The organism is Pseudoalteromonas sp. BSi20480, from assembly GCF_000241365.1.
In the GTDB taxonomy this organism is placed as follows: domain Bacteria; phylum Pseudomonadota; class Gammaproteobacteria; order Enterobacterales; family Alteromonadaceae; genus Pseudoalteromonas; species Pseudoalteromonas marina.
On sequence record NZ_BADX01000098.1, the window covers coordinates 1 to 3,206 of the forward strand.

Sequence of the window (3,206 nt, forward strand, 5' to 3'; positions counted from 1 at the left end):
GGTTTTGATGCTCATAGCTTTGAACATGACTGTGGGATTGAACCACATGCCTGCACCAATGAAATTAAACTTGTCTTATTCGCTACAAAGTTTGATATATTTGGTTTTTCCATCATTAAAGCAAGTTTTTCTTTTATGAACTCTTTATTTTGAAAAAGAAACAATGCTCTCTTATCATCTCGCATTTTGCGCGATTTAAGATACATAGCTCCGAAATCAGCAGTACCATTAAGCATCATTTTAATATCTAACATTTCACCATTTAGATAATCTTTAAGAACCAAGTCATTATCAGACGAACCAATAAGTGATGAAAGATATTCTAGGGCAATAAGCCTTGAAGCCAAGAATACCATTGCATGATCACTACTTTTTATTTCGGGAAATATAATTTTTTCATTCTCTCCCAAATACAATATAGCGGTCTCTAAAGCAGCCACTCTCTTATCACCTTCGTATGAAGAAACCTCAATGACCTCCTTGTTCAACTTCCATTCCATCACAACATTGGCACCTACCTTTCCCTCACCTGCAATTTTTGCAGCACTTTCTGAAATAAATTTTGCGATTCTATCGACTTGTTCGTCAGCTAGTGATGCTGACGAAGGAAAAAATAGAAATGGAATAAAGAACAGAAGAGACGTTTGTTTGATTATTTTGCTCATATTTCAACTGCACCTGCTTCCAGTGATAGAAGAAATGATCTTAGGATGTTTTTAGAATTCTGAGGTAACCCCTGTAAAGTTGAATGTAATTCATAATCTTCTTTTGGCATTTTAATAGCATTCTCATTGTCTCTATCCATCCAAAATTCTGGAAGAGAAAACGCTTTTTCAATACTTCTAGCAACATGGTCGGATATATCCATTTCTCCTGTTGCCATCTTAGAAACATAATTAGCATTAGTAATATGAGCCATTTTACCAGCAGTAGGCTCATGCCCTCCACTCATCCAACGTATTAAATCAAGATTATTAGATCGATTTGTAATTGTCATGATGCCCTCGTTTTATGAAACCTAACCATAGCCATAATGTGTGGCGAGTTTACGAGGCATCAATTTTGATGGCCTTGTTATAACTTTTAATCGGAGCTGTGATGAAAAACAAAATAGAAACGTTCAATAAATTCAATCGTGGCGCGCGCAGGACAGATAGGCAAAGACACCTTGAGCTATGCGGTTTTACATTCAAAGGATTGTTTCTTATTGATCGCCCGATTACGCCAAAATCTCACGGCGAATCATTGGCGCGTTCATTTAATAAAATTCATAAAAAAGAATGCCATATTGTGTATTGGGTAGGCCAGAAAAATATGGACGGACAAACGAGCTACCAGTATTGGATTAAGCAGTTATAACGATTTGCATAAAGGGCGCGCGGTTAGCGCGTCCTAGCCCGTAGTCTTTTTGCGGGTGATCTTTGATGCACTTGTTATAACATCACCCATAAAGTTCTACTTTTATTGATGGCTTAATTGAAACTCGTACACCATAAGGAATACTCATTTCGCCATCATACCTGCTAGTTTTAAAACAGCCTGATGGTGCAAATTCTAGATATTCTCCACTTTTCTCAAAACGCCTTTTAACGCCAGCGCAATCCATAAGATTCATTGAGAATATTGAATTATCTATTCCATCTGAGAACAATTCAAAATAAACATCACCATCATATTGGTAAATGGTTATTTTTAATTCAAGGCCGTCCTTTTTCACACTGTACGTATACCAAATACAATCAGTTTCTATAACTGGTTCAGTTTCTAATACAGCGAGAACATCTACTTCATCCCAAACTAGCACAACATCTCCAATGGGTTATAACGCCCTCATCAGCCGCTGACGAAAGTGGCGCGACTTTTTGCGTTTTTTGCAAAATTCGCGACACTTTTGGCAGTCTGCTGGATGAGTTTGTTATGTAATAATTTCAATTTACCACCTTTGATATTTTTTTGAGAATATCTTTATCTTCTCCAAACTTGCAAATTGCATCACAATCTTTTCTTAAATCACTGAATAGTATGTAATGAATTTCAATGTCACTATTTTTAATCGATGGCCTCTGTAGCTGCAATATTACTTCTTTCTCCCGCTTGTCAGGAATGATAAGGTACAAAGATGGTAGGTTATTTGGAAATGAATAATAAAGATCAGTTAATCTTAATATCCCAGAATAGATGGATGTACTTTTTTCCACTTCAAAAGCACAAGTGATTTTATTTGAATCCTTTTCAAACCAAATTGCATCAATAAGTGTTATTGTTTTATAAGTGTCTTTATCAACATCTATTTCTGGAAACTTATCTACGCAGATAAAAGACAAGCTATTACCATTATGACATCTTGATTTGTCGTTTGCTGCGGCAATAACATCATAACCAATTGAATTTCCGATAGTGAGAATGCGATGTTGCATTTCAGTGTGGAGATCTTCTTCCTCCATTTCACTTACAACTTCTTTGTGCCGTTTTTTTATTTTCTTTTCTATTTTTGTTCGTTCTTCATCAGAAAGATGATCGTCACTTATCAGTAATTTCTTTTCGCCAACATCAAATAAAAGCCCTGCAAAAGCACCCAAGTCATTCGATAACTCAGACTTTAGTTCATCATTTTTCTCTATTATAATTTCTCTCATCCTGAGATAATCTGACCACGACCCGAGCTTTACTTTATCTTTGAAGAGCGTATTGAATCCATTAACAATAGCAGTATTGCATGGAGGTATGATAGTGGGATGTAAAAAATAAAGAATACTTGCAACTGCTGGACCTAATCCTTTAATTTTCCGTTGATCTAATAAGATTATTTCCTTAATTATTTGTTCTTCTTTTGTGGCATTTATGCATTTTTCCAAGAATTGGCCAAATGCAACTTTATTTTCCTCATTTTCATAAATATCAGGTATTCGTAATTTTGGCTTCCAGTAAAAGGGATGCGATGCTCCTTTAAATACTTGCTTTTGTTCCGTGATACAGTTTAAAACAAATTCTAAAGATGAACCTTTAAAATCATTCCCAAAACTTCCATTTTTAATATCCTGTATTACATCAAATACACCCCTACGGATAGTTCTAAATGCTTTTAGTCGTTCGTCATTATTTACGAACCAGCTATTATAAACCGTCTCCTCATCACTTTTATAACCATCAATTATTGATTTTAAATCTTGACTCATATCCCCACTCTTAATTATTTGTATATTTAC

The 3,206-nt window shown here is 35.1% G+C and carries 5 protein-coding genes; 1 reads left to right on the forward strand and 4 read right to left on the reverse strand.

The features are described from left to right. Positions 1 to 11: 11 nt before the first annotated feature. Positions 12 to 665 (reverse strand): hypothetical protein, encoded by a 654-nt coding sequence (locus P20480_RS08065; protein ID WP_008130140.1) that lies wholly within the window; start codon positions 663 to 665, stop codon positions 12 to 14. After that, positions 662 to 997: a hypothetical protein gene (locus P20480_RS18190; RefSeq protein WP_033025517.1), complete on the reverse strand. Its 336-nt coding sequence runs from the start codon at positions 995 to 997 to the stop codon at positions 662 to 664. The genes P20480_RS08065 and P20480_RS18190 overlap by 4 nt, the downstream gene beginning before the upstream one ends. A 101-nt stretch (positions 998 to 1,098) precedes the next feature. Here P20480_RS18190 and P20480_RS18195 point away from each other — a divergent pair, with 101 nt between their 5' ends. Then, the gene (locus P20480_RS18195; protein ID WP_033025520.1) at positions 1,099 to 1,359 is read left to right on the forward strand and encodes a hypothetical protein; all 261 of its coding nucleotides are present in this window, start codon (positions 1,099 to 1,101) and stop codon (positions 1,357 to 1,359) included. 82 nt (positions 1,360 to 1,441) lie between these two features. Here P20480_RS18195 and P20480_RS08060 read toward each other — a convergent pair whose 3' ends face one another. Further along, on the reverse strand, positions 1,442 to 1,804 hold the full coding sequence (locus tag P20480_RS08060) for a hypothetical protein (RefSeq protein WP_008130143.1): 363 nt from the start codon (positions 1,802 to 1,804) through the stop codon (positions 1,442 to 1,444). 124 nt (positions 1,805 to 1,928) lie between these two features. Then, on the reverse strand, positions 1,929 to 3,206 hold a 1,278-nt coding region (locus P20480_RS08055), incomplete at its 5' end, for a type II restriction endonuclease (RefSeq protein ID WP_238530301.1).

What these genes read in the sequence shown, in the direction of transcription:
- P20480_RS18190 (WP_033025517.1), bottom strand. Translation starts at nt 997, where the DNA reads ATGACAATTACAAATCGATCTAATAATCTTGATTTAATACGTTGGATG.
- P20480_RS08065 (WP_008130140.1), bottom strand. Translation starts at nt 665, where the DNA reads ATGAGCAAAATAATCAAACAAACGTCTCTTCTGTTCTTTATTCCATTT.
- P20480_RS18195 (WP_033025520.1), top strand. Translation starts at nt 1,099, where the DNA reads ATGAAAAACAAAATAGAAACGTTCAATAAATTCAATCGTGGCGCGCGC.